Origin of the sequence: Tardiphaga sp. 768_D3_N2_1 (assembly GCF_052076105.1) — a bacterium.
Classification (GTDB): Bacteria; Pseudomonadota; Alphaproteobacteria; order Rhizobiales; family Xanthobacteraceae; genus Tardiphaga.
Window position 1 is genome coordinate 5,591,244 of sequence record NZ_CP197245.1, and the last position, 21,432, is coordinate 5,612,675.

At 61.5% G+C, this 21,432-nt stretch carries 20 protein-coding genes and 1 tRNA gene; 7 read left to right on the plus strand and 14 right to left on the minus strand.

Going from position 1 to position 21,432, the window contains the following annotated elements; all coding sequences use genetic code 11:
• Nucleotides 1–76: 76 nt before the first annotated feature.
• The 5 genes from AB8A27_RS26335 to AB8A27_RS26355 all read right to left on the minus strand — a co-directional run bounded on the left by AB8A27_RS26335 (nt 77) and on the right by AB8A27_RS26355 (nt 6,109).
• On the minus strand, nt 77–856 hold the full coding sequence (locus AB8A27_RS26335) for an SDR family NAD(P)-dependent oxidoreductase (protein ID WP_441244417.1): 780 nt from the start codon (nt 854–856) through the stop codon (nt 77–79).
• Between the two features lie 211 nt (nt 857–1,067).
• Nucleotides 1,068–1,547: a TerB family tellurite resistance protein gene (locus AB8A27_RS26340; protein WP_441244418.1), complete on the minus strand. Its 480-nt coding sequence runs from the start codon at nt 1,545–1,547 to the stop codon at nt 1,068–1,070.
• Nucleotides 1,548–1,704: 157 nt separating this feature from the next.
• Nucleotides 1,705–3,114, minus strand: a complete 1,410-nt coding sequence (locus AB8A27_RS26345; RefSeq protein WP_441244419.1) for an adenylate/guanylate cyclase domain-containing protein — start codon at nt 3,112–3,114, stop codon at nt 1,705–1,707.
• Between the two features lie 137 nt (nt 3,115–3,251).
• A complete protein-coding gene (locus AB8A27_RS26350) occupies nt 3,252–4,637 on the minus strand; it encodes a cytochrome P450 (protein ID WP_441244420.1) in 1,386 nt (461 codons plus the stop codon).
• Between the two features lie 95 nt (nt 4,638–4,732).
• A complete protein-coding gene (locus AB8A27_RS26355) occupies nt 4,733–6,109 on the minus strand; it encodes a hydrolase (protein WP_441244421.1) in 1,377 nt (458 codons plus the stop codon).
• 164 nt (nt 6,110–6,273) lie between these two features.
• On the opposite strand from AB8A27_RS26355, the gene AB8A27_RS26360 reads away from it, so the two are divergent.
• Entirely contained in the window at nt 6,274–7,959 is a 1,686-nt protein-coding gene (locus tag AB8A27_RS26360) for an MFS transporter (RefSeq protein WP_441245035.1), read from the plus strand.
• A gap of 68 nt (nt 7,960–8,027) precedes the next feature.
• Here the strand turns inward: AB8A27_RS26360 and AB8A27_RS26365 are convergent, their stop codons facing one another.
• The 3 genes from AB8A27_RS26365 to obgE all read right to left on the minus strand — a co-directional run bounded on the left by AB8A27_RS26365 (nt 8,028) and on the right by obgE (nt 10,619).
• Nucleotides 8,028–8,249, minus strand: a complete 222-nt coding sequence (locus AB8A27_RS26365) for a cysteine rich repeat-containing protein (RefSeq protein ID WP_441244422.1) — start codon at nt 8,247–8,249, stop codon at nt 8,028–8,030.
• A 138-nt stretch (nt 8,250–8,387) separates the two neighbouring features.
• A complete protein-coding gene (gene proB, locus AB8A27_RS26370; protein ID WP_441244423.1) occupies nt 8,388–9,518 on the minus strand; it encodes a glutamate 5-kinase in 1,131 nt (376 codons plus the stop codon).
• A gap of 51 nt (nt 9,519–9,569) precedes the next feature.
• Nucleotides 9,570–10,619: a GTPase ObgE gene (obgE, locus tag AB8A27_RS26375; RefSeq protein WP_441244424.1), complete on the minus strand. Its 1,050-nt coding sequence runs from the start codon at nt 10,617–10,619 to the stop codon at nt 9,570–9,572.
• Between the two features lie 161 nt (nt 10,620–10,780).
• Here obgE and AB8A27_RS26380 point away from each other — a divergent pair, with 161 nt between their 5' ends.
• The gene (locus AB8A27_RS26380; RefSeq protein WP_441245036.1) at nt 10,781–11,698 is read left to right on the plus strand and encodes a DMT family transporter; all 918 of its coding nucleotides are present in this window, start codon (nt 10,781–10,783) and stop codon (nt 11,696–11,698) included.
• Between the two features lie 194 nt (nt 11,699–11,892).
• Here AB8A27_RS26380 and AB8A27_RS26385 read toward each other — a convergent pair whose 3' ends face one another.
• The 4 genes from AB8A27_RS26385 to AB8A27_RS26400 all read right to left on the minus strand — a co-directional run bounded on the left by AB8A27_RS26385 (nt 11,893) and on the right by AB8A27_RS26400 (nt 15,047).
• Nucleotides 11,893–12,483, minus strand: coding sequence for a GNAT family N-acetyltransferase (locus tag AB8A27_RS26385; RefSeq protein WP_441244425.1), 591 nt, complete (start codon nt 12,481–12,483; stop codon nt 11,893–11,895).
• A 135-nt stretch (nt 12,484–12,618) separates the two neighbouring features.
• A complete protein-coding gene (gene rpmA, locus AB8A27_RS26390; RefSeq protein ID WP_092140556.1) occupies nt 12,619–12,891 on the minus strand; it encodes a 50S ribosomal protein L27 in 273 nt (90 codons plus the stop codon).
• 80 nt (nt 12,892–12,971) lie between these two features.
• On the minus strand, nt 12,972–13,466 hold the full coding sequence (gene rplU, locus AB8A27_RS26395) for a 50S ribosomal protein L21 (protein WP_441244426.1): 495 nt from the start codon (nt 13,464–13,466) through the stop codon (nt 12,972–12,974).
• Between the two features lie 417 nt (nt 13,467–13,883).
• On the minus strand, nt 13,884–15,047 hold the full coding sequence (locus tag AB8A27_RS26400) for a mandelate racemase/muconate lactonizing enzyme family protein (RefSeq protein WP_441244427.1): 1,164 nt from the start codon (nt 15,045–15,047) through the stop codon (nt 13,884–13,886).
• A gap of 133 nt (nt 15,048–15,180) precedes the next feature.
• Between AB8A27_RS26400 and AB8A27_RS26405 the strand changes: the two genes are divergently transcribed.
• Nucleotides 15,181–16,074 (plus strand): LysR family transcriptional regulator, encoded by an 894-nt coding sequence (locus AB8A27_RS26405; protein ID WP_441244428.1) that lies wholly within the window; start codon nt 15,181–15,183, stop codon nt 16,072–16,074.
• Nucleotides 16,075–16,168: 94 nt separating this feature from the next.
• Here AB8A27_RS26405 and AB8A27_RS26410 read toward each other — a convergent pair whose 3' ends face one another.
• Entirely contained in the window at nt 16,169–17,509 is a 1,341-nt protein-coding gene (locus tag AB8A27_RS26410; RefSeq protein ID WP_441244429.1) for a TadE/TadG family type IV pilus assembly protein, read from the minus strand.
• Nucleotides 17,510–17,757: 248 nt separating this feature from the next.
• Here AB8A27_RS26410 and AB8A27_RS26415 point away from each other — a divergent pair, with 248 nt between their 5' ends.
• Both AB8A27_RS26415 and AB8A27_RS26420 read left to right on the plus strand, forming a co-directional pair.
• On the plus strand, nt 17,758–18,852 hold the full coding sequence (locus tag AB8A27_RS26415; protein ID WP_441244430.1) for an ROK family protein: 1,095 nt from the start codon (nt 17,758–17,760) through the stop codon (nt 18,850–18,852).
• A 375-nt stretch (nt 18,853–19,227) separates the two neighbouring features.
• Nucleotides 19,228–19,317: transfer RNA gene (locus AB8A27_RS26420), tRNA-Ser, on the plus strand.
• 405 nt (nt 19,318–19,722) lie between these two features.
• Here the strand turns inward: AB8A27_RS26420 and AB8A27_RS26425 are convergent.
• Complete coding sequence (locus AB8A27_RS26425; protein ID WP_441244431.1) at nt 19,723–20,013, minus strand: hypothetical protein; 291 nt, start codon at nt 20,011–20,013, stop codon at nt 19,723–19,725.
• 401 nt (nt 20,014–20,414) lie between these two features.
• Between AB8A27_RS26425 and AB8A27_RS26430 the strand changes: the two genes are divergently transcribed.
• Nucleotides 20,415–21,062: a hydrolase gene (locus AB8A27_RS26430; RefSeq protein ID WP_092140540.1), complete on the plus strand. Its 648-nt coding sequence runs from the start codon at nt 20,415–20,417 to the stop codon at nt 21,060–21,062.
• 31 nt (nt 21,063–21,093) lie between these two features.
• On the plus strand, nt 21,094–21,384 hold the full coding sequence (locus tag AB8A27_RS26435; RefSeq protein WP_092140538.1) for a XapX domain-containing protein: 291 nt from the start codon (nt 21,094–21,096) through the stop codon (nt 21,382–21,384).
• Nucleotides 21,385–21,432: the final 48 nt, after the last annotated feature.

Sequence of the window (21,432 nt, forward strand, 5' to 3'; positions counted from 1 at the left end):
ACGCTCCCAACCATACAAAGCGAATTAAACGAAGAATATCTCGCCGAAGCCCGCACAGGGCCCGGGCGAACCGGGTTCACACCCGTCTCAACTGCAACCTTGCCACCGCCCCCGCGATGAAGCCGCGCGGAAACAGCCGCAGCAGCAGTGGCACGATCTTGATGCCGAGGCCGGGGAAAACCGTGCGCTTGTTGGCCATCAGGCCCTGATAGCCCAGCAGGGCGACGTCGGCCGCCGAGACATTGAGGATCGCCGAATCGAGGCCCGGCGTGAATCCGGCGCGTGCCTGGAATTCCGAAGGCACCGGCCCGGGGCACAATGCAGTCACGCGCACACCCTTGGAGCCAAGCTCCTGGCGCAGTGCTTCGGTGAAGGACAACACATAGGCCTTGCTGGCATAGTACACGGCCATTCCGGGACCCGGCAAAAAACCCGCGATCGAGCTGAGATTGAGAATGCCGCCCTTGTTGCGGATCAGGCTGTCGGAAAAACGCAGCGAGAGATCCGTCAGTGCGCGAACATTGACCTCGATGATGCCGAGTTGCCTGTCGCGGTCCATCTCGATCGCGCGACCGAACATGCCGAAGCCGGCATTGTTGACCACATACTCGACCTCGACATCGGCGGCAGCGAGTGCGGCGGCGATCTGGGCGCAGGCGTCGCGCTGTTCGAGATCGCAGGGAATGATAATGGGCGCAGCACCGCCTGCTGCCGTGATTTCAGCGGCCAGCGCATTCAGACGCTCGGCACGGCGCGCAACCAGAGCGACGCGATGCTTGTTCGCAGCGAAGATGCGGGCGAGTTCGGCGCCAATTCCGGCCGAGGCCCCGGTTATCAACGTCACGCGCTCAGTCACAATAAGGTACTCTTGAAATACGTGGGGACGATTTGCATGCATCTACAGGCGTAATAGGGATACCCGTGATGTGCAAGCCGGAATGACCACCGGAATACCGCGTGGCCTTCGGTTCCCGAATGCGTAGCAGTGGCATGAATTATCGGGGACCGCGCATTAAACTTTGGTTATGCGTCGTGGTGCTGTCATTTGCCGGTCAGGCTGCGCCTGCCTAGACAGTCGTGTCCGTTGTGGCTGTGCCGCCCGCCACGCGTCGCTTGAGCTCCATCCGGTCACGTGATGAAACGGCGAGCAGGTCGGCTGCGCGCCAGACCACATTTTCCTCGAACTCACTGACGCGGCCGTCAGCATAGACCAGCTGCCACATCATCTCGACCAGACGGACACGACCGGGCTCATCGACCACGCGCATGATGACGCTCGTAAAGTGATAGAGGTCGACGGCCTCGCCTTCGACGAGCGTGGCAGCCGAGATGAGCCTGTCAGCCGTGCCGGGATCGAGCTCGAAACGCGACTCGATCAGGCTGTGCAACTTGGCTTTCTCGATCGCGGAGGGCGCGCCGTCCAGCGAGATGACGTGAAGCATCAGTGCCGTGGCGGCAAGACGGAAACCGGTATCGTCGAATGCTTGATGTTCGTGCGCATCGGGAGACACCACATCGGCAATGAATTGGCGCAGTTTTTCCAGCATTATTCTTTGAACCAGATGATCGAGCGGGCTGCCATGTGGCGAAAGCGCTCGTGCTTTGTGACGCGAAAATGGAACGCGTGCAATGCGGCCGGGTTCCCGAAGCGCTGATGACAGTTAAGTAACAATTGAGACGATCGGCCGTTTACCCGATCTTCTGTCACGGGATCTCATAGACCACGACCTTGTCGGCGATACCGCGCAAGGCCGCATGCTTCTGGATTGGCGTGATTTCAGCCTTCTGCAGGATGGCTTCCACTGCCTGCGCCGATATCACTGGGCTGGTGACGTGGATCGCCTGCGAGGTCGACAGGCCCTGCACCCTGGCAGCGATATTGACGGTCTGGCCAAAGTAATCCTGCCGCTCGTTCAGCATCACAGCAAGGCAGGGTCCCTCATGGATACCGATTTTGACCACGAGGTCTTTGGTGCCGCGTTCCTCGTTCAGTCGCTCCATCGCGGCGCGCATGCGCAGACCCGCAGCCAGCGCCTGTTCGGGCCGCGTAAAGGTCGCCATAACGGCATCCCCGATGGTCTTCACGACGGCACCGGCTTCCGACGCAATGATCTCCAGCAGCGCGTGGAAATGCGCGCGCACCAGATCGAAGGCTGCGAGATCGCCGACGCGCTCGTACAGGGCGGTCGAGCCCTTGAGGTCAGTGAACAGGAAGGTCAGCGAGGTAATCTTCAGGCGCTGATCGATATTGAGGTTGTCGGCCTTGTAGACATCGCGAAAGGTCTGGTTGGTGAGTATCCGCTTGGCCGTAAGGAACGGCTTGCGCTTGCCGATCAGGTGGTGGAGGCCCTCGGCCGCGACAAATACCGACGGCAGCACGCGCACCTCGGTCTGGTTTTCGAGGGACAACCGCAGCGGTCCGGGTTGCAGTGTGATGGTGCCGGTCGGTGTATGCTGCCGGTTGTAGATCAGCGACAAATGCTGTCGTTCCTTGGTCGGCTCGCCCTGCACGTCGATGAACTGCGCGGCATGGGTTACCGGCTCGAACACGATGACGAACTCCGCTGGCAAGTGCAGCGACATCACCGCTTTTTCATGTGCCGGCAACTCCATTGCGTCCAGCGTCACCTCATCGGTGAGTGACGCAAACGATTCCTGGTTGAGATCGACGCCGGAGCTCCAGAACACCTGCTTGAAATATTCCCAGAGCGGCAGCGTATTGGGGTCGTGTGCAGCGATGTGCCGGACCCGCGGCGCAACCGTGAACGCCACCTCGACCTGCTCGTCAACCGACGCTTCATAGCCGCAGGCGCAGAGCCCGCAATGGTAGTCGTCGTGACGCAGCGATTTCAGCGTGCTGTGGGCGTCGAGGACGCCGCTGCAGCCCGGGCACAGCACATTCCAGGTCAGGTCGAATAGGCCGAGGCGGGAGGCATGCAGGAAGCCGGAAATGACGCGCTCTTCGTTCAGGCCGCGGCGGGCCGCAAAATCCAGCACATTGATACGATTGAGTTCGTGGTCCTCGCCATCGCGGATCAGCTGCGCAATCGCATCCGCCACGGCGGGATCGATCGTCTGGTTCAATGTCGCGAATTGTGCCTGAACATCACTCATAGCTCGAGTTTAGGCCAAATGGGCGCTGCATCCAAGAAGGCCTTTGCCGGAGCACTTCAACTTGTCGTTCCGCCTTGCATGCCATGAGCGTGCGGGGTGGCGGGGAAGACGTGAGGGAAGGACGTGTTGAAATAACGTCAGCGTCGCTCAATCCGGAACAGTGGCGAACGATCCGGTTGTGTCGTCACCACGCCGACCGGCATGACAGGTGCTTTATCCGGAAGCTCGACGCGGAACGCGCCGATGATTTTCGCCAGCGCCAATGTGGCCTCGACAAGTGCGAAATGCGCGCCGATGCAGACCCGGGCACCGACGCCGAAAGGCAGATAGGCGAAGCGGTCCGGCGGCGTCGCGCCGGGCATGAAGCGGGACGGCATGAAGGCGTTGGGCTCGTGCCATAATTTCTCGTGCCGATGAAGCAGCCAGGGCGCGATCAGGATCACGTCCTTGCTGGCGACAGACTGGCCAGCCAGATGATCAGGGCCTGCGGCGGCGCGCGCGATCAGGAAGGCGGGCGGATAGAGCCGCATGGTTTCGTCGATCACCGCGCGGGTGAACTTCAGATGTTCGATATCGAACGTACCGCTCGCACTGGCGGTGCAGGCTTCGGCCGCAACCTGTTCCTGGGTCGCCGGATCGAGTGTCAACATATACAGTGCCCAGAACAGCGCCGTTGCCGTGGTCTCATGACCAGCGAGGATCATCGTTGCCACCTGATCGCCGAGCTGCACATCGGTGAAGGACGCGCCGGTTTCCGGATCGCGCGCAGTCACCATCAGATCGAACAGATCGCGCGGCGCGTCGTCGTTCTTGCCGGCGGCGCGCCGTGCGGCCATCAGTTCGCCGACGAACTTTGTCCAGCGTCTGCGGAAGAAGGCGCGCGAGATATCCTGCGGCGTTGGCCAGCCCAGCGGAAGCAGCAGATCGAGGAAATGCGGCCGGGCGAGATTCATGCCGTATTCCATCACGAAGTCGCGCAGCTTCGCGCCATGTTCGGCCATGCCGAACGAGAACATGGTGCGGCCAGCGATCTCCAGCGTCATCCGCTGCATGATCTCGCGCAGATTGACCGGCTTGCCTTCAGCACGCTGCAAGTCGGCCAGTGTGTCATCGATGGCCGAGATCATGTGCGGCACCAACGGGTTGACCGCGCGCGGTGTGAAGGCCGGCGCCAGTGTGCGGCGCTGGTGCTTCCAGGTGCGACCTTCGGCGAGCAGCAGGCCCTCGCCGAGCATTGGCCGCAGCACACGGAACGCAGCCGGCGTGCGGGTATAGTTCTCGTAATTGTCCACCAGCACATGGCGGATTGCATCGGGATCGTTGAGGATGAAACTGGCGTGGCCGAAGAAGCGGCCCTTGATGATGTCATCCTCATAGGCGCGCTGGCCCCAGGTCTCGATGGCACTGCGGCGCATTGCGGACATACGCCCCAGCGCACCCATGTTCTCGGGCGCACGTGGCGGGCTCGGCGGCACCAAGGGCTGTCGTGTAGCGGGAAAGTCGTAGACTTCGGCAATGCTCACGATGGACCTCGCAACCTGGAATGTGGCGCTGGGTGTAGCCTCATTATAGCAGTTGCAAATCCGGGCGTCATGAAGGCGACGGGCGGTCTCGTCGGCTACTCGGTGAATTCCGCCACCGTGATCCGGTTTTCCGACGCCGGCCAGGCGCGCGTCACGATCCGTTCCTGATTGAACAGCGCTGCCACCGGACGTCCGATATCTGTAGCTTGAAGGCGGATAGTCGAGAGCGAATCCGTGGGCACGCCGGCTTTCACGTCGGTTGGCTCCTTGCCGTCGAGCAGCACGACATCGCGGGGCAATCCGAAATAGCCGCGGACGCGCGACATCGACACTACGGCGCCGGCATTGGTATCGGCAGGTCCCAGCGCGCGGCCGGCGCGCAGATGCACAACCTCGGACGAGCGGGGGAATGGCGAACGATAGGAATGTGTAATCGGTGCGCCGGCCAAGGTCAGCACGATCTCGACAGGCCAGGCCGGGTCGACCTGAACCGGACCCCAGCGGCCATCGGCTGATGTGCGGGCCGCATGGAGTGCTGCCCCGATCCGTTCGCCAGTGTCAGGCGCGACGCGATACACCTCGACCATGGCGTCCGCGACAGGCCGGTTGGTGGGTACGCCGCCAGGCATGCCGGTGACGAGACCGCTGATTTTCACCTCATTTTCCGGCGCGATATCGATGCGCGCGGGTTCGCGGCCGGCGATGAATTTGTAGATCTCGCGGAAGGCGCGAGGGTGAAAGCCCGTCTCGCGATGATCGATGGCGCCGAGGACCAGATTGGTGGCGCCGCGCAGCGCCGGACCATCGGAGGTGACGCCGGTGGCCACGCCCGGCTTGCCGAGCAGGCGGCCATCGGGCTGCGCATATTTGTCGATGCCATCGCTGCGCAGCGTCAGGAACGCAGTACCCTCTGTCACTTCGGGGCCTTCGGTGCCATTGAGCCCTTTGAGGAACGGCCCGCTGCCGTTGAATTCGCTGCCGGGACTGTCGGCCCAGTCGAACACGCCGTGATTGGGCGTGCCGCACAGCACGGCATGGCTGACATCGGCGCCGCCGCCATTCTTGATGTAATTGCGCACCGCATTGCCGCCGCGGGAATTGGCGACGAGCGCCACTTTCGCAGCGCCCGTGCGCTTTTTCAGTTCCGCGATGGCCTCGCCGAGCTCGCGGCGTTGGTCCTCGGTGGAGGAGCGGCCTTGCTGCGCCACAGCATCGTCCGAACGCGCCAGCGGATCGGTGAAATTGAGCGCCATCAGGCTGTTGCGCGGAATGCCATTGGATTCCATGCGCCAGATCTGCGTTATCCAGAGCGCCGCGTGGTCGCCATTGCCGTGGACGAACAGGATCGGGGGGATGTCGGACCCCGCAGTCGTGCCGGGGGCTGTCTGTGCAACCGCCTCGAAACGGAGCGCATGGACGGCCAGCGGCAACATCGTGGCGCCTGTGAGAATGGTTCGTCGCGACAGCGCCATGGCTGGTCTCCCTTATCTGCGCACCTCCGGCTCTTGCCTCCGTGATAGCGGAGCAGGCACTGGACAGACAACGCGTTTCGCAGGCATCACCTTGGATATGCCCGCGGGGAATCAGGTCCCGCATGGCCCTGCAGTCGCGATCTGCAGCAGACGACGGGACGATGATGGCCGAAGCAGCGAAACCAGTGGTTCTTCCCTCCGATGGCATTGCCGCCCCGCTGCGGTTTGCGGTGTTCCGGCGGATCTGGCTCGCCAGCCTGCTGTCCAATCTGGGCCTGATGATCCAGAGCGTGGGCGCTGCCTGGGCGATGACCCAGATGACTGCGTCGGCGGACAAGGTGGCGCTGGTGCAGACCGCCTTGATGCTGCCGATTATGTTGATCTCGATGCCCGCAGGCGCTGTGGCCGACATGTATGACCGCCGTGTCGTGTCGCTGGTGTCGCTGGTGCTATCGCTGGTCGGCGCCACCATGCTGACCATGCTGGACTGGACCGGCCACATCACGCCGAACATCCTGCTGGCCTTCTGCTTCATCATCGGCAGCGGCATGGCGCTGTTCGGGCCGGCCTGGCAATCCTCAGTGGGCGAGCAGGTGCCGCCGGAGGTGTTGCCATCCGCCGTGGCTCTGAACGGCATCAGCTACAATATCGCGCGCAGTTTCGGCCCGGCGATCGGCGGCATTGTGGTCGCTACCGCCGGTGCCGTCGCAGCCTTTGCGGCCAATGCGGTGCTGTACATCCCGTTGCTGGTGGTGTTGTTCCTGTGGCGTCGCAAGGTCGATGTGTCCAGGCTGCCGCGCGAGCGGATGAGCCGCGCCATCGTGTCCGGCGTGCGCTACATCGCCAATTCGCCGTCGATCCGCATCGTGCTGACGCGCACGCTGATCACGGGTATCTGCGGTGGCTCGGTGTCGGCACTGATGCCGCTGGTCGCGCGCGACCTTCTGCATGGCGGGGCGCAGACCTATGGCATCATGCTCGGCGCCTTTGGCATGGGCGCGGTGATCGGCGCGATGAATATCGGCCATGTCCGCAAGCATCTCAGCGGCGAAGGCGCGATCCGCGCTTGCGCGCTGATTATGGGTGTCGCGATTGCCGTCGTTGCCGTGAGCAGCGAGCCGGTGATCACCGCGGCGGCGCTGGTGGTGGCCGGCTCAGTCTGGATGCTGGCGGTCGCGCTGTTCAACATCGGCGTGCAGCTCTCCGCACCGCGCTGGGTTGCCGGACGTTCGCTTGCGGCATTCCAGGCGGCGATTGCCGGCGGCATTGCCATAGGCAGTTGGGGGTGGGGTCATCTCACCGACATGGTCGGCGTCGAGGCCGCGCTTCTTGTGTCCGGCGCGTCAATGTTTCTGTCGCCACTGTTCGGCTTGTTTCTGCGGATGCCGCCGACCGGCGTGCGTGACGAGGATGCCGAAACGCTGGCCGATCCCGAAGTGCAGCTCCAGTTGACGGCGCGTAGCGGCCCGCTGGTGGTGGAGATCGAATATCGCGTGGATCAGGAGAGTGCGCGGGCGTTCCACGGTGTGATGCAGGACGTGCAGCTTTCCCGCCAACGCAACGGCGCCTATGGCTGGTCAATCGCGCGCGATATCGCTGATCCCGAACTATGGACCGAGCGTTATCACTGCCCGACCTGGCTCGACTTCCTGCGCCAGCGCAACCGCGCGACGCAGTCCGAGCGCGCATTGTATCAGCGCGCAGTGGCGTTCCATCGCGGGCCGGATCCGGTCCGCGTGCGCCGCATGCTGGAGCGGCCGTTCGGTTCGGTGCGCTGGAAAGACGATACGCCCGATCGCGCATCGACCGAGGTGCTTCCTGCCGCGACGCCGGCCGGCAGCAGCGGTTAGAGCTTCCTGTTTTGACGCATTTTCTCGACGCGAACCGGCGCCCACTTCGCAAGAAGGCGCTATTGGCGCTACTGATTATTCTCGGCGAGAACTTTCGCGCAGGCCTTGCTGAGCTTCGAACGGTTTTCCTTGAGGCAGCTGAGCACGACCATGTCGCCATCATTCATCTTGGCGCGGCAGAAGCGCGACACGTCGCGCGAGCAGGCCGACTGATTGGCCGGTGTGTTGTTGCCCTGCGCATAGGCCGAGGAAGCGAGCAGCAGGAACGGGATCATCAAAAGTCGAGTCATGAAATGGCCTCCCAAAAATTGGTTATCTGACTGTATGCCGCGCAACGAAGTACGCGGGAATGGCGCAATGATGGCGGCAAACGTCCGGCACCGGATTCACGGATTGCGCGTTACGCCATTCACGCGAAGTGTCGCTGCTTAACTTCGTGATCCCGAGATTACGAGATCGTCGCGATGGATCATTTCGGCACGGCCGCTGATACCGAGAATGATCATCACGTCCGGAGATGAGCGGCCTTTGATCTTCTCGGCATTGTCTGCATCATAGGCCACAAGGCCGCGGCCAATTTCGTGCGTATCCGGTCCGCGCACGATAACAGCATCGCCGCGCGCGAAGTCACCTTCCACCTTGATGACGCCGGCAGGCAGCAAACTCTTGCCGGCACGAAGTGCAGCAACAGCACCTGCATCAATGGTCAACGTGCCCTTCGGTTCCAGCGATCCCGCAATCCAGCGTTTGCGTGCCGTGACGGGATTTGCAGGCGTCAGGAACCAGGTGCAGAGGCCGCCATCGGCAATTTTCTGCAGCGGATGGTCGACCTTGCCGGACGCGATGATCATATGCGTGCCGGCTGTGGTCGCGATCTTCGCAGCCTCGATCTTGGTGTACATGCCGCCGCGCGACAACTCGCTTTCGGCCGCGCCCGCCATGCCTTCGATCTCGGCGGTGACGCTGTCGACGATCGGAATCAGCTTCGCATCGGGATTGGCGCCGGGCGGCGCCGTGTAGAGCCCGTCGATATCCGATAGCAGCACGAGCAGATCCGCCGATGCCATGGTGGCGACGCGCGCGGCAAGGCGATCATTGTCGCCATAGCGGATCTCGTTGGTCGCGACCGTGTCGTTCTCGTTGATGACAGGCACCGCGCGCCATTCCAGTAGCTTGCCGATGGTCGAGCGTGCATTGAGATAGCGGCGGCGCTCCTCGGTGTCCTGCAGCGTCACCAGAATCTGTCCGGCGCCGATGCCGTGATGGCCAAGCACTTCCGACCAGATACGCGCGAGCGCGATCTGTCCAACGGCGGCGGCGGCCTGGCTCTCTTCGAGCTTCAACGGGCCGCGCGGCAATTTGAGACGGCTGCGGCCGAGCGCGATCGAGCCCGATGAGACCACGAGCACGTCGCGACCATCGCCATGCAGCTTGGCGATATCGGCAGCCAGCGCCGCGAGCCATTTGGCCCTGACTTCACCAGCCGCGGAATCGATCAGCAGCGACGAGCCGACCTTGACGACGATACGGCGGAAATTTTTCAGCTCGGGGCGCGACATGATGTGGGCTTTGGCAGGACGTGTGATGCTTGGACGGGCGTGAGACGCAGATCAGTTCGAGGCCGGCGCCCATGGGGCAGCTTGCGCTGCGCTCTTGGCCTTGTCCGACACTGGCGCTTCGCCGATCACCTCAACCAGCGCACGCAACGCATCGATGACGCCTTCGCCCGATGCGGCGGAGATCAACAACGGCGTCTGCTTCGCGGCGCGCTTCAGCCGATCCTTCTGCTTCTTCAATTCATCTGGCTCGACAGCGTCGATCTTGTTGAGTGCGACAATCTCGATCTTGTTGGCAAGATCGCCCTCATAGGCCTCGAGTTCGTTGCGTACGGTCTTGTAGGCCTTGCCCGCATGTTCGCAGGTCGCATCGATCAGATGCAGCAGCACGCGGCAGCGCTCGACATGGCCCAGAAACCTGTCACCGAGGCCGGCGCCTTCATGTGCGCCTTCGATCAGGCCGGGAATATCTGCCAGCACGAATTCGCGGGCGTCGACATTCACGACGCCGAGCTGCGGGTGCAGTGTGGTGAACGGATAGTCGGCGATCTTCGGCCGGGCGGCGCTGACCTTGGAAAGAAACGTCGATTTGCCGGCATTGGGCAGTCCGACGAGACCGGCATCGGCGATCAGTTTGAGCCGCAGCCAGATCCAGCGCTCCTCGCCGGGCTGGCCGGGATTGGCATTGCGCGGCGCGCGGTTGGTCGACGATTTGAAATGCGCGTTGCCGAAGCCGCCATTGCCGCCTTCGGCCAGCACGAATTTCTCGCCGAGCTTGGTGAAGTCATGGATCAGCGTCTCACGATCCTCGTCGATGATCTGCGTGCCGACGGGCACTTTCAGCGTGATCGATGCGCCATTGGCGCCGTGGCGATCCTTGCCCATGCCGTTGACGCCCTTCGGCGCCTTGAAGTGTTGCTGGTAGCGATAGTCGATCAGCGTATTGAGGCCGTCGACGACCTCGACGACAACATCGCCACCGCGGCCGCCATTGCCGCCGGAGGGACCACCGAATTCGATATACTTCTCGCGGCGGAAGGCCACGCAGCCGTTTCCGCCGTCGCCGGAGCGAATGTAAACCTTGGCTTCATCGAGGAATTTCATGGCGTATCCGTATCGCAGGGGGGGGGGCGCGGCAACCACTTCATCGCCGGCGCATCGTGAAAAGCCCTTATTTTGGGGCCTTGCTGCGCATCAGGTGACGTCCTAAACGACTCGTCTCGCCGTTAACCAAGCCGCACCTAGAAGCTTACGTAAAGGCTCATATAGGCATGTTTGCGACCATTTCGACTGCGGCCGACAATCGTGCCGCCAGGCTGGCCGGTATCGGTCTGATGCTCGTGGGCATCTGCATGTTCTCCTGCGGCGATGCGATCGGCAAGTTCCTGGTCGGCACCTACTCAGTCGGGCAATTGATGTTGCTACGTGCCTGCGCGGCGCTGGTGCTGCTGGCGCCGTCGATCTGGCGGCATCGTGCGGATTTCCTGCGGCTCGACCGGCCGGGTCTTCAGCTCATTCGCGTGGTGCTGTCGACGCTGGAAGTCGCCGCGTTCTTCTGGGCGGCGGCCTATCTGCCGCTGGCGGATGTCATCACCTATTATCTCGCCTGTCCCATCTTCGTCACCGCGGGCTCTGCGATCTTTCTGCGCGAAGCCGTCGGCTGGCGACGCTGGACCGCGATCTTCGTCGGCTTCTGCGGCGTGCTGATCGCGCTGCAGCCTTCAGCGCAGACGGTGACATGGCCGGCGCTGATCGCGCTCGGCGGTAGCCTGTCCTTTGCCACGCTGATGCTGATCACCCGCTCGCTGCGTTCCGCGCCGGACGTCGTACTCGCGACGACACAGTTCATCGGGACGTTTACTTTCGGTGCTGTATTCACGGCGTTCGGCTGGGTGACGCCCGATCTGCGCGATCTCTGCCTGTTCTTTCTCGCGGGCGTTGTCTCGGTCTGCGCGCTGCTCTGCGTCAACCGCTCGCTGAAGCTGGCGCCGGCCAGCACGGTGGTGCCGTATCAGTATTCGATGATCATCTGGGCGGTGATCTTCGGCTATCTCGTATTCGGCGAAGTGCCGTCGTGGGCCACGCTGATCGGCGCCGCGGTCATCATCGCAGCAGGGCTCTATATCTTCCTGCGCGAGCAGCAGCTCGGAAAGATCGCGGATGAGGTGCCGCCGGCGGTTTAGCTTTTTTCCCCTCTCCCCCAGCGCGGCAAAGCCGCGCGCCGTGGGAGAGGGTGCCTGAGCGTAGCGAAGGCGGGAGAGGGCCCTTTTCTTCGTAAGCGAAGCACCCCCTCTCCCGTCTCGAACGCGCTTCGCGCATTCGATCCACCCTCTCCCACCTGTCGCAGCTTCGCTGCTCCGGGGGAGAGGGGAAGACACTACCGCCGCGTCGACGTTCCCCAGTTCTTCAGCGACGACCACACGCCGCGGGTGAGGCGGAAGCAGTCGACGGGAGTCGAGGATCCGATGGCCTCGAAGCGATGCAGTTGAACGCCGCTCCACTGGAAGCCGCACTTCTCCAGGATGTTGCGCGACGACGGATTGGCGACGCGCGCACCCGAGATCAGGTGATCGATATCGAATTCGTCGAAAGCGTAGTCGATCGCGGCACGTGCGGCCTCGGTCGCAAAACCCTGGCCCCAGTGGTCGACGCCGAGCCAGTAGCCGAGCTCCGGCGATTCGATTTCGCGCCAGTCGATCCCGACCATGCCGATGGGGCGACGATCGAGTTCGATCAGGAACACGCTGTCGCTTGCGGTTTCGCTCAGCGAGTTGACGAATTCGACCGCGTGATCCTGCTGATAGGGAAACGGCAGGCGACGCGTCATCTCGGCGATGCGGCGATCATTGGCGAGATGCGCGATGGCTTTTACGTCCGCGAGGGTCGGCTTGCGCAAGGCCAGCCGTTCGGTCTCGAGGACGCAGCCTCTGGTTTCTCTCAGCGTCGGGGTCGGAATATCCTGCAGCATCTCGGGCTCCTGTGTGCGCCCCGAAGCGACGCACCAAACGAAAAGGGGAGGCCGGTTTCCCGCCTCCCCTCTGGAGCCCAATTCTGGCGCTCCGCCGGTTCAACAGGACCCGGCGGACTCCAATGTGTCCACCGTTTATTCGGCCGCGGCTTCAGTAATCGGAAGGACCGATACGAAGGTGCGGCCGTTCGATTTGGCGCGAAACTCCACGCGGCCTTCGACCTTGGCGAACAGGGTATGGTCTGTGCCCATGCCGACATTAAGGCCGGGGTGCCAGGTGGTGCCGCGCTGACGCGCAATGATGTTACCGGGAATCACGCGTTCGCCGCCGAACGCCTTCACGCCGAGGCGCTTGCCAGCTGAATCGCGGCCGTTGCGCGATGAACCGCCTGCTTTTTTATGAGCCATAGCCCGTCTCCGATCTCGATAAGTTCTAGATCAATTCCTTGAAGGAATTGTCTCACAGATTCTCAACTTTTCGCAGCGACTTATTCCGCTGCGGGCTTTTTCTTCGCGGCCGGCTTCTTGGCTGCGGGCTTCTTCTCGGCGGTTGCCTTCGGAGCAGCAGCCTTCTTGGCGGCTGGCTTCTTGGCAGGAGCTTCATCGCCGTCGACCGGAGCGGTCACGACCGGCTTCTCACGCTTCGGGCGAGGTCCGATGGTCGGCGCCTTGCCGTCTGCCAGGATCTCGGTGACGCGGATCAGCGTGATCTCGTCACGGTAGCCACGCTTGCGCTTCGAATTCTTGCGGCGGCGCTTCTTGAAAGAGATGACCTTGGGGCCGCGCTTGTGGTCGAGCACTTCGGCCGCAACCGACGCACCAGCCACCAGGGGCAGGCCGAGCACAGGCGTATCACCGCCCAGCACGAGAACTTCACCAAGCTGCACGATCGTTCCGACATCGCCGGCGATCTTGCCAATCTCGAGCACATCATCCGGAACGACGCGGTATTGCCGGCCGCCGGTTTTGATGACTGCGAACATCGTTCTATTCCTTCGTGTTCGATCCCGTCCTCGGATCAGATCCGGGACGGCTTCTTGTTCAGTCGATAAGGGTTCACCGCGACTCCTAGGAAGTCGCGAATTTCTGCGTTTTCTGGTCGACGTTGCGACCCCACGCAAAAACAATCGGCGCCAAGCAAAGCTTGCGCCGAAGCGTGCTTTATAGAGGGTGAAGGCGGAGAGTCAAGGAAAGACGGGCGAAAAGTGAGCCAAAAACAGAGTCTTGGCGTGCCCCCCGCGGGTATCGGTCCTCGCGCCCCTTTGACCGATACGCTCTCGATATGCCCGCGCTTGTCCCGGGCATCCACGCCTTTTTCGTTCGCAAGCCAAGACGTGGATGGCCGGGACAAGCGCGGCCATGACGGAGTTCTATCTATCTGCCAATGGCTTAGCGGCCTCTCAGGACGCCAGGCTGCGCATTTCCTTGATCAGGTCCGACTTGCCCTCGAAGCCGATGCCCGGGAGTTCCGGCATCACAATGTGCCCGTTCTCAACCTTCACGCCGTCCGGGAACCCGCCATAGGGCTGGAACAGCTCCGGATACGACTCGTTGCCGCCGAGGCCCAAGCCAGCCGCGATGTTCAGCGACATCTGGTGGCCGCCATGCGGGATACAGCGGCGCCATGACCAGCCGTAACTCTTCAGCATGTCGAGCGTGCGGAGATATTCGACCAGACCGTAAGACAGCGCGCAGTCGAATTGCAGCCAGTCGCGGTCCTTGCGCATGCCGCCGTAGCGAATCAGGTTGCGCGCGTCCTGCATGGAGAACAGGTTCTCGCCGGTGGCCATCGGGCCGGGATAATGTTCGGCGAGTTTTTCCTGCAGTTCATAGTCCAAGGGATCGCCGGCTTCCTCGTACCAGAACAGGTCGTAGTTGCGCAGCGCCTTGGCATAAGCGACGGCGGTCTCGAGGTCGAAGCGGCCATTGGCGTCGACTGCGAGTTTAGCCCCTGCTGGAAGCAGTTTCAGCACGTGTTCGATGCGCTTGCAGTCGTCGGCGAGCGGCGCACCGCCGATCTTCATCTTCACGACATTGTAGCCGCGCTCGAGATAGCCGTTCATCTCGGTGGCGAGGCCCTCAAGGCCCTTGCCGGGATAGTAGTAGCCGCCGGCGGCATAGACGAACACCTTCGGGTCGGCCGTGGTGCCGTAGCGCTCGGCTAGCAAACGAAACAGTGGCTTGCCGGCGATCTTGGCGACCGCGTCCCACACCGCCATGTCGATGGTGCCGATCGCCACCGAGCGCTCGCCATGACCGCCGGGCTTCTCATTGGTGAACATGGTCGCCCACACCTTGTGCGGATCGATATTGTCGCCGGCGGCGTCGATCAGGCTATCGGGCTTGGCTTCCAGGATGCGCGGCGCGAAACGCTCGCGGATCAGGCCACCCTGGCCATAGCGGCCATTGGAGTTGAAGCCGTAGCCGATCACGGGTTTGCCGTCGCGGATCACGTCAGTGACCACGGCGACCAGGCTCAGCGTCATTTTGCTGAAATCGATGAAGGCGTTAGCGATGGGGGAGGCGATTGGAGCAGTGCGCTCCCGGATATCGACAATGCGCATGAGGCGCTCCTGCGGGCTGGATGAGATGGGCTTGCGGAGAGGTATACGCTCTCCTCAGCCATCTCTGAAATGGTCATTTTTCATCTAAGGAGTTCCGAAGTAAGATGGCTGGGTGTCTGTTCACGGATGTCCTATGCAAAGCTTCGATCCCGTGTCGCTCCGCCTGTTCATCGCTGTCTGCGAGGAGCGCAACATCGCCAATGCCGCGAAGCGCGAGGCCATCGTGCCGTCGGCGATCAGCAAGCGCATCAGCCAGATGGAAGACGAAGCCGGCGTGCAGCTGCTCGAGCGCGGCCGGCGTGGCGTGAGCGTGACGGCGGCCGGCGAAGCGCTGTGCCGTTATGCGCGGGAGTCGCTGCAATTGCTCGACCGGATGCAGGCCGAACTCGGCGCCTTTGCCGATGGCGTGCAAGGACATGTGCGGGTGTTCGCCTCGAAGTCGGCGGTGGCGCAGGTGCTGCCGGAAGATATCAGCCTGTTTGCCAAGCGCTATCGCGACGTGCGTGTCAGTCTGGAAGAACGCGAGATCTGGGAAGTCGTGCGCGGCGTCGAGGAAGGGCGCGCTGATATAGGTGTGTGCTGGGATGCCGTCGACCTTCGCGGTCTCAGGACATTTCCCTATCACCGCGATCATCTCGCCGTGGTCGTGCATCCCGATCACCCGCTCGCGAGACGCAAGTCAGTGTCGTTCGAGGATACGATCGACTATGAGCATGTCGACATCGTCGCGCGCAGCATCATGCAGACGATGCAGCGCAGTGTCGCCGCGGCGGCCGGCAAGCAGATGCGCTATCGCATCCAGGTCTCCACGGTGGACGCCGCCTATCGCATCGTCGCGGCGCAACTGGCCGTCGCCATCGTTCCGCAGGAAGAGGCCTCGACGATCCAGCAAACGCTGGGGCTGAAAGTCAGTCCGCTCAGTAACGACTGGGCGAAGCGGCAGTTCGTCGTTGCCGTGCGCGACAAGGGCCTCAGTCGGCCTGCGCAATTGCTGCTGGAAAGCCTGAAGGAGAGCGCGGGCGAATGAGCATTCGCCGCGGCGCGGTGTCGTACACGATCTTGAAGATGGACCGCACAGTCGGTGTCGCAGAGCTCGCCGACTTGCCCGGTGGTTGCGCCGGTTAGCGGCTCACACGCGCATCGGCGACGGCACGCTGAAACAGCGCGGTCATCGCTTCCGAGATGCCCTGGGTCGGGCTGACCTCAAAATAGAAGCCCGGCGAAGCACAGCTCTGCATGTTGCTTGCGATCTGGCTGTTGGGCGAGGGTCCGTAAGGACCAGCGTTGAATGGTGCGATCCATGTATTGTACCAGGCATTGGTCGGGAGTGCGAGATAGGTCGTATAGAGTACGGCAATCTTGATGCCGCGATTCTTCAGCGTGGTGCAAAGCGCCGGATTGATCGGTGACTGGCATCGTCCATTAGTTGTCGGCTTCAGGCAGTTGCTTGGATTGTATTCATCAGCCACGCCATCGGATACGAAGAAGAGATATTTGAGTGGTGCACCGGCTGTACCGGCTCCAGGGGCGCTGATGGCAGTGTTAATTGCCGGGAATATAGCGCTGTAGCCAGTGTCCTGATCGTTGTTGTCGTTCTGGCCGTTCACCGTCATCAAGTCGATGTTTCCGGCCGCCGTCTTCGCACTCGAGAGGCTGGATGACAATGTGAACAGGGCTCTCAGACCGGCAGTCGAGGCAGCGGCGCCGAAGTCGTAGATCGCCATGCGAAACTGGTTGGAATAGGTTTGTGTACTGGCTGCAGTATCCATCAGTTTTTGGGTGGCCGTACGCAGCACGTCGATGCGCGTAGTTACGCCAAGTGTCTTGGCGAGCTTGTAGTAGTTATTGCTGTTGTTGAGGTCGTGACAGGCAAAGGCGCAGCTGTCCGACGTGTTCTTGACCATCGTAGCCACGTCGGTCGGTGTCGCGCCAACGCCCATGGATGGCGAATTGTCGAGCAGCAGATAGAAATCGATATAATTCGGCATCGTCGCCGTCGCGACAGAAGTGCCGGTGACGGTCATCTTGGAAAAGCCCATGACGGATGTGAGACTGGTCGGTACATCCGCCGAGAATTGCATGGTTGCCGTCACGACGCCGTTGGCGCGATTGACCGTCGCTGTCGTGCTGGTCAGCGTGAAACCGGTCCTGCCTGATGTGTTGCCCTTGAAAATATTGATTGCATCGACGTCGCCCCCGGGGACAGGGCCGTCCGATGTCATCGAACCTGCGGTAATGAATGCAGCTGACTTCTGTACGATGGAGCCGACACTGGCGGTATCAAGGGCAGCTTGCAGTTGGGATCTGATCTGTAGCGCTCGCGTATAGTCGATCGCGGCACCGACCATGGAAATAAGAGGTATGCATGTGATCGCGAATATGATCGCGACATTGCCGCGTTGGTCGCAGCGAAAACGATCAGTTAGCTTGAGGAACGATAGCCCGAGGAATGACTTCAGCATGAATACGCACCCGTATGAATGCGGAGATAATTACCTGAGCTGATAAATTTACCGTTAGGTTGATCGCAGAAAGATAGTGGCTTGGGTTTGCTGCACTGCTTGGTTAGTTAAGGATGTTCTACCGGCATCGCTGAAACCGGGCTCGCAGGATCGACGCAAAGGGAGGCGCGGTACGATCGTGCGGCGAGGCGATGAAACAAACCGCCTCCCCGGGCATTATCGTGCGGTTCTAGTCTGGCAGGGGCAATATGGCTGAAGACACAATGACGACCGTGGGCATCGGCAATCACGGTGCCAAGCGGCTGCCATCCGTTGACGTGGACACGTTCAACATCGAGTTGAAGGACGATGACGGCTTTCTCGGCGATCGGGCCAGCAAGGGCGCATTTCAAAAAATTCTGGACGATCTACGCAAGCCGCTGAAGAAAAACGGCGAGGATCCGCTCGGCGAGAAAGCCGCCAACAAGATCAGCAAATCCAGCCTCGATGAGATTCTGCTCGGCGACGATTTACCTGCGGCAGCGCTGGTGCACGGCGCGATAGAAGAGTTTGCCCAGGAACTGGCTTACGTCGTCCGGCGCTTTTTCAAGACCAAATCCTGGGCCGATACCGAATGTATCGTGGTTGGCGGCGGTTTCCGGCAAAGTCGCGTCGGCGAGCTTGCGATTGCGCGTGCCGATATCGTCCTCAAGGCCGACGGTCTAAAGGTCGATCTGGTGCCGATCCGATTTCATCCCGATGAAGCTGGTCTGATCGGCTGCCTGCATCTGGCGCCGTCGTGGATATTCGAAGGTTACGACAGCATTCTTGCGGTCGATATCGGCGGCTCCAACATCCGTTGCGGCGTGGTCGAAACCGGGTGGAGGAAATCGAAGGATCTTTCCAAGGCTGCGGTGTGGAAATCCGATCTATGGAAACATGCCGACGATGAGCCGACGCGCGAAGGCGCGGTAAAGCGCCTGGTGAAGATGCTGAAAGATCTGATCAGCTCCGCCGAGAAAGAAGGCTTCAAGCTGGCGCCGTTCATCGGCATCTCATGCCCCGGCGTGATCAACGAAGACGGCACCATCGAGAAAGGCGCGCAGAATCTTCCGGGCAATTGGGAAAGCAGCAAGTTCAACCTGCCGGCGCTGCTCGCCGAAGGCATTCCCACAATCGGGGATCACGATACTGCGGTGCTCATGCACAATGACGGCGTCGTCCAGGGTCTCAGTGAAGTCCCCTTCATGCAGGACTTCGAACGGTGGGGCGTGCTCACGATCGGAACAGGGTTGGGCAATGCTCGCTTCACGAATCGCAAGAAAGAGAAGGACGACAAGAAAGCGAAGAAAGACAAGGATTGAGCCGGACAGTTGCCGGGCTGGCCACAGCGATTCGGTGTGATGACCTTCAGTCCTTCAATCTTGTGGCTGACTGCGAGACGAGGCCGGATGGTCCCGGTGCCGCCTCAGCCAATGGCCGAGTGCCGGCTCCTGCTGTCGAAACATTCCGACGTCGTACGGCTCGTCGTGGCGCAGGGACGACCATAGCGCCCGGCGCTGCTGGGAATCTCCAACCAAAAGGTGGGCTTTCTGGTCCACGCGCCAGCCCGAGCCAGCTTTTGCGGCCCTGTGGGCGATCGGGTGCGGATTTTCCGCTCTGCCCGTCTTGTCTGGCCCGCCATCCTCGCCTAGAACACCGCGCAACCACCCACGGGCGACCGCGGGTCTTGGCGCCTTGGAGAGGTGGCAGAGTGGTTGATTGTACCGCACTCGAAATGCGGCATGGGTGCAAGCCCATCGGGGGTTCGAATCCCCCCCTCTCCGCCATTATGTCTTGATCAAAAATATCATTTACTATCAGCGGTTTAGGTGAACCCGAACTAGGGTGTCCCGTAGCGTGCCCCAAAATCAACTGGGTATGCCTTGGGACCGATGACTATGGGGCAGCCTTGGCTGAGCCGCTCAGGCTGACTGTGTACCGGTCTTTGAAGTCCTGCTGCTGCGCAGCGAGTCGGTTCCACGATGCAAGCTCCTGTTCGCAGCCGCCCGGGTTCTGAAACAGGTTGAGGGAATGTAGGCGCTCTTCCAACTGATCAGCTTGCCCGTATCGGCATCGATATTCCGCGATCGTCCGTACTCGAACAGCTCTTGCTCGACCCTCCGCACCTCGCGCACTCGTCCCGCTGAGGCTGCGCTCCCGGTGTCTGTGACGCTCACAGGTGTCTGTGATGCTCACATCAGTGAGCGCTGAGAACAGAAGCCACTCTTTTGCGAAGTCCAGACGCAGGCGGAAGAGGACGGTGTCATCGGTCGAGCGAACACGATGAACAGCTTCGAGCCGTCCTGCCCCATTTCAGGGGGCGAGTTCTTCAAGGGGTCGTAGGGCGACTTGTCGAAAAGTTCGCAGTTGATCTCCGGGATGTTGATCGTCCTCTCAACAGTGTTCTGCACGCCACGAACCAGCAGTTCGCAATCTTCAGCGCCCGGCCGTGCCCATTGGGCTGGATGTTCGCGACGATCCACTCGCCGCGCTCCGTAAGTTCACCCGTGATCACGTCGGCGGGGGTGGGAAATTCTTTGGACCAGAAGGCTTCTCGATTTCTTTCGAGTCTTCTGGTTCAGGCGACGCATCCAAGACCCATCACCGTCTGTTGTGATGCGACGTGCGATAGCTTCCGAAGCAGGGCAGAGAGACGCAAGTCAGGCCGTGGACAAGCGTCTGCAACGCCGCGTCGTAGCCGATCGTTCAATGCCGATGACTTCCAGACAAGACCGTGTTTTCTTCTCGGGCTATCCAGCGTGGTGGCTTCATGGTCCGTGATCCCCTGATCAACGATGGTTGGTATCGACGTACGGATCAGCAGAAGAGCCGCCATCGTGCGGACACAAGCGAAGCCGTCACAACCCTTTCATGGAGAATTCGAATGTCATTTCAGGAAATGTTGACGCCGCAGAACAGCGCTATCGCGTTGATCGATTTTCAGCCCGCGATGTTCCAGGGCGTCCAGTCGCACGATCGTCTTGTCACATTGAACAACGTCCAGATTCTTGCAAAAGCTGCGAAGCTCTTCAAGATTCCGACCGTTCTCACCACCGTCGCGGCAGAGTCGTTTTCCGGCCCGTTCATCCCCGAGGTGGTGTCGTTGTTTCCAGGACAGGAGATCATCGATCGCACCTCGATGAATTCGTGGCTCGATCCGAACTTCCGCAAGGCTGTCGCTGCAACGGGCCGCAAGAAGTTTGTGATCGCCGGTCTCTGGACCGAAGCCTGCGTAATCTTCCCGACGCTGGACATGCTCCGCGAAGGCTATGAGATCTACATCCCCACCGATGCCTGCGGCGATCTCTCGCCTGAAGCCCATGAGCGCGCGGTGCAGCGCGCGATCCAGGCCGGTGCGGTGCCGATCACATCGTCGCAATATGCTTATGAACTGCAGCAGGATTGGGCGCGCAGCGAGACCTATGAGGGCATGATGGACATCCAGAAGGCGCATTCGCCTTACGGCATCCAGATCCGCTTCTCGAAGTGGGCACTTGGTGAACACGCTTCCGAAGGCGGTCCGGCCAAGTAAGCCGTCACGTCACACAACCGAGGACAACGACATGAAAGCGCATATGATCTCGCTGGGCGCAGGCCTGCTGGTGGGTGTCATCTACAGTCTGATCAATGTGCGCTCTCCGGCGCCACCGGTGGTGGCGCTGGTTGGCCTGCTCGGCATTCTCGTCGGCGAGCAATTGCCGCCGCTGGTGCGCAGCATCTGGCAGAAGGAGCCGGTGGTGCAGTCCTGGCTCGAACAGGTGAAGCCACACATGTTCGGCCATCTGCCGAAGGGCCAGCGCTCCGCTACGCGTGTTGTGGCCGAGAAGGCGCCGCAGCCGCCCGCTGGCGGCTAGTCGCCGGTACGCGTCTCACGACCACGTCGACCGTTCAATTTACTACCT